4 protein-coding genes are annotated in these 3,867 nt (G+C 70.0%); 1 reads left to right on the forward strand and 3 read right to left on the reverse strand.

Going from position 1 to position 3,867, the window contains the following annotated elements:
- Positions 1 to 79: 79 nt before the first annotated feature.
- Positions 80 to 934, reverse strand: coding sequence for a DUF5131 family protein (locus D7W79_RS39830; RefSeq protein ID WP_120530436.1), 855 nt, complete (start codon positions 932 to 934; stop codon positions 80 to 82).
- Between the two features lie 55 nt (positions 935 to 989).
- Positions 990 to 1,637, reverse strand: a complete 648-nt coding sequence (locus D7W79_RS39835) for an SRPBCC family protein (protein WP_120530433.1) — start codon at positions 1,635 to 1,637, stop codon at positions 990 to 992.
- A 161-nt stretch (positions 1,638 to 1,798) separates the two neighbouring features.
- On the opposite strand from D7W79_RS39835, the gene D7W79_RS39840 reads away from it, so the two are divergent.
- The gene (locus D7W79_RS39840) at positions 1,799 to 3,292 is read left to right on the forward strand and encodes an HAD-IG family 5'-nucleotidase (protein ID WP_120530434.1); all 1,494 of its coding nucleotides are present in this window, start codon (positions 1,799 to 1,801) and stop codon (positions 3,290 to 3,292) included.
- 19 nt (positions 3,293 to 3,311) lie between these two features.
- Here the strand turns inward: D7W79_RS39840 and D7W79_RS39845 are convergent, their stop codons facing one another.
- Positions 3,312 to 3,770 carry a DUF2267 domain-containing protein gene (locus D7W79_RS39845; RefSeq protein ID WP_120530435.1) on the reverse strand — a complete coding sequence of 153 codons (459 nt, stop codon included), beginning with the start codon at positions 3,768 to 3,770 and terminating at the stop codon, positions 3,312 to 3,314.
- Between the last annotated feature and the right edge of the window lie 97 nt (positions 3,771 to 3,867).

Here is a 3,867-nt window from a genome sequence, read left to right on the forward strand (position 1 = left end):
ATGGGTATAAGAGACAGCTTCCTCTACTACCCGAGCCGGACCCACGTGCCGCCCAAACTCAAGGCGCTCATCGACTTCTTCAAGCTGAAGCGGCGGCGCTGACCACGCCCCCCGCGGCCAACGCGGGCGGCGCCAGCCACGGGGCCGCCAGCGCTTCGGCATCCTCCAGCAAGCGCAGGCGCCGGGCCTCTTCGGGGAACGGAGCCACCGTGCTCCGGGGAAGCGCGTCGTACGTGCGCCCATCCAGCACCCGCCCCGCCGCCGCCTTGCGCTTGCCGCCCCACTGCTTGAAGAAGAAGGCCACGCCCGCCGCGTCGCACTGCTCGCGCACGGAGCGCACCCAGTCCGGGTCCAGCGGCCTGGCCTTCGCGCCGCTCTCGCCTCCGACAATCACGCCGTCCACGCCGGTGAAGTCCACCGTGCCCAGGTCCTCCAGCAGCGGCTCGATGGACAGGAAGCGCACCCGCGCGGGCGCCGCCCGCAGGTGCTTCACGCGCGGCAGGCCGTACTTGCGGTCCTCCACGCTCACGCCCCACCACACGTTCGGCAGCCTCGCCGCGAACGCGAGCCGCGTGGACAATAGCCGCTGCATCCGCTCCGCGCGCTTCGTCAGCACCTGGAACGTGTGCCAGTCCGCCAGCGCCATCACCCGCGCCACCGCCTCGATGTACGCCTCCGGGACGTCGTCCAGGAACAGGTCGCTCATCGAGTTCACGAACACGCGCTTGGATGCCTTCCAGCGCAGCGGCTCGGCGAGCTTCCCCGGAATCAGCTTCAGGTCGAAGCCCTGCTCATACGGATGCCCGGGCACGCCCCGGAACCGCTCCGCGAACGTCTCCGCGTAGCAGTGCTTGCACCCGGGGCTCAGCTTCACGCAGCCGCGCACCGGGTTCCACGTCGCATCCGTCCACTCAATCTTGGAGTTGTCAGCCATGGCGTCCGGAAGGAACACCCGGCCCGCCTGCCTCCATCCCCTACGCCTCCAACCTCTACTTCGTGGGAGGCGTCTCCGCTGTCAGCGTCTTCGCCCGCTTCTCCACCGCGCGCAGCGTGTCCACCACCGCGTCCTTCTGCCCCACGCTGGCCAGGAACCCCGGAACGGAGCCCCCCGGGTCCACCGTGAACTTGTAGACGACCCAGGACGTGCCCCCGCCCTTCGGCTCGATCTTCCAGCTGCCCTCGTTCAACCGCAGCCGCACCACGTCACGCCGGGCGGGGAACGCGTCCGGCTCCGCCTTCCAGCGCTGCTGGTACACACCCGTCCCGTCCGGCGCGACCTTCGACTCCGTCACGACGTGGCAGATGTAGTCCCGTGACGACACCACCGGCAGGTCCAGCCGCGTGTACGTGAGCCGCCCGCCGTCCTCCGTGGGCCGCACCACCCGGGACTCCTTCACGTACGGCATGAAGAGCCGGTACGACTCCTGGTCCTCCAGCGCCGTCTGGAGCTGCGCCGCGCTCGCCTTGAGCTCCCCTTCCGCCCAGATGTCCTTCGCCTTCGTCCCCGGGCGGGGCCGCACCTTGATCAGAAAAGGCGTCGTCGCCACCGTCTCCCATTCCTGGGCCCCCGCCACGCCCGCCGCCAGCACCACCACCGCCGCCAGGGCCGCACCCCATCGCCGCGTCATTCCCAACATGTCTCTGCCCTTCGGTTCCGCGCGCCGCCCGGCCCTTGGCGTCACCTGCGTCACCTGTATCCCATCTTTCCGACACCTGGACGACCCGGGCCTGCCCACGAACCGACGTGGGCACACGGGCCGCTCGACTTTGCGTGGAAGCCTTGGCAAGCCTTGCTCCCATGCGTCCTCACTTCTCCGGTCCCCCGCCCGAGCGCGGCCTGTTCTGCAACCGCACCCTCAACATGCGTGCCATCAAGGCCGTGGGCTACGACATGGACTACACGCTCATCCACTACCGCGTGGAGGCGTGGGAACGCCGCGCGTACGAATACATTCGCGACCGTCTGGTGGAGCAGGGCTGGCCCGTGGCCGACCTGACGTTCGACCCGATGCTCGCCATCCGCGGCCTCATCATCGACACCGCCAAGGGCAACCTCCTCAAGGCCAACCGCTTCGGCTTCGTGAAGAAGGCCCTCCACGGCAGCCGCCCCATGGACTTCGAGTCCCAGCGCGAGGCCTACAACCGCACCGTCATCGACCTGGCGGACCGGCGCTGGGTGTTCCTCAACACGCTCTTCTCCCTCTCGGAGGCGTGCATCTACGCGCAGCTCGTGGACCGCCTGGACGCCGGCCAGCTCCCCGGTCCCATGGGCTACGCGGACCTCTACGAGCACGTGCGCAAGAACCTGGACGCCACGCACATGCAGGGGCGCCTCAAGGCGGAAATCATCGCGGACCCCGAGCGCTACGTCATCGACGACCCGGAGACGCCGCTCGCGCTGCTGGACCAGAAGAACGCCGGCAAGAAGCTGCTGCTCATCACCAACAGCGAGTGGGCCTACACGGAGCCCATGATGCACTTCGCCTTCGACCGGCACCTGCCCGAAGGCATGACCTGGCGCCAGCTCTTCGACGTCGTCATCGTCAGCGCGCGCAAGCCCGAGTTCTTCACCACCCGCTCCACCCTCTTCGAGGTGGTGGAGGCCAACGGCGAGGCGCTGCTGCGTCCGCACTCCGGCCCGCTGGACAAGAACAAGCCCTACTTCGGCGGCAGCGCGCTGGAGCTGGAGCGGCACCTGGGCCTGTCCGGCGACGAGATCCTCTACGTGGGCGACCACATGTTCGGCGACGTGCACGTCACCAAGAACGTGCTGCGCTGGCGCACCGCGCTCATCCTGCGCGAGCTGGAGGACGAGGTGCGCGCCATCGCCGCCTTCCGCGCCACCGAGGTCCGCATTGGCGAGCGCATGCTCAAGAAGGAGCGCCTGGAGGCGGAGAGCTGCCAGGTGCGCCTGGAGCTTCAGCGGCGGCGCGTCCAGTACGGCCCGCGCACGGACGTCACCGAAGGCGAGCTGGTGACGCGCCTCACGGAGCTGCGCACGGAGCTGGAGGCGCTGGACGCGGAGCTGGGCCCCATGGCCCGCGCGGCCAGCGAGTTGTCCAACCCGCACTGGGGCCTGCTCACCCGCGCCGGCAACGACAAGAGCCACCTGGCGCGGCAGGTGGAGCGCTACGCGGACATCTACACGTCGCGCGTGAGCAACTTCCTCTTCGCCACGCCGTTCGTCTACCTGCGCAGCCCGCGCGGCAGCCTCCCGCACGACCCCAGCCTCCCCGGCGGCACCCCGGTGTTCACCACCGGGGACGGCGCGGGCAGTGGCCCCACGGAGTAGTTCCACGCCCGGCTGGCGCCTACTGCGTGAGGCGCCAGAGGGCCTGCAGGTCCGCGGGGAGGTTGCTGGCGACCTTGTCCGCCTCGCCTTCGGTGATCTGATCCTGGAAGGCGCGCAGCACCGCGCGGATCACCAGCTCCGCCTGGTCCACCGGCATCTGGAGGTCCTCCGCCACGGAAGCAATCATCTCCTCGCGGCCGAAGCGGTGGGGGCGCGGGGGGCGCTCCTCCGGGGGCGGCAGGAACTCCACCAGCATCCGGGGCAGCTGGGATTCCAGGTTGCGCACCCCGTTGGGCATGAGCCGGCGCTCCAGCGCGCTCAAGACCGATACGGCGGCGGACTCCGCGAGCGCGGGGGGCAGGGCGCTCAGCTCGCACAGGTGGCGGATGAACGCCGCGTAGGTGGCGCGGACGTGGGCTTCGTGGCGCCGTGCGTGGCGCTCCTGCTTCTCGGTGTCGGTTTCGTGGGCCTGGGCCATGGGCACACCTCGGGCGATGGGGGGACGGGACCTCCCGGAAGGTGGGCACCCCAACGCCGGTCAGCGCCCGGCAGGCAGGCGGGCCCCACCCCCAGAC

The sequence above is a fragment of the Corallococcus exercitus genome (genome assembly GCF_003611585.1).
Taxonomy (GTDB): domain Bacteria; phylum Myxococcota; class Myxococcia; order Myxococcales; family Myxococcaceae; genus Corallococcus; species Corallococcus exercitus.

Excerpts from the sequence above, each read along its gene's own strand:
- D7W79_RS39830 (WP_120530436.1), bottom strand. The coding sequence starts at position 934 with ATGGCTGACAACTCCAAGATTGAGTGGACGGATGCGACGTGGAACCCG.
- D7W79_RS39835 (WP_120530433.1), bottom strand. The coding sequence starts at position 1,637 with ATGTTGGGAATGACGCGGCGATGGGGTGCGGCCCTGGCGGCGGTGGTG.
- D7W79_RS39840 (WP_120530434.1), top strand. The coding sequence starts at position 1,799 with ATGCGTCCTCACTTCTCCGGTCCCCCGCCCGAGCGCGGCCTGTTCTGC.
- D7W79_RS39845 (WP_120530435.1), bottom strand. The coding sequence starts at position 3,770 with ATGGCCCAGGCCCACGAAACCGACACCGAGAAGCAGGAGCGCCACGCA.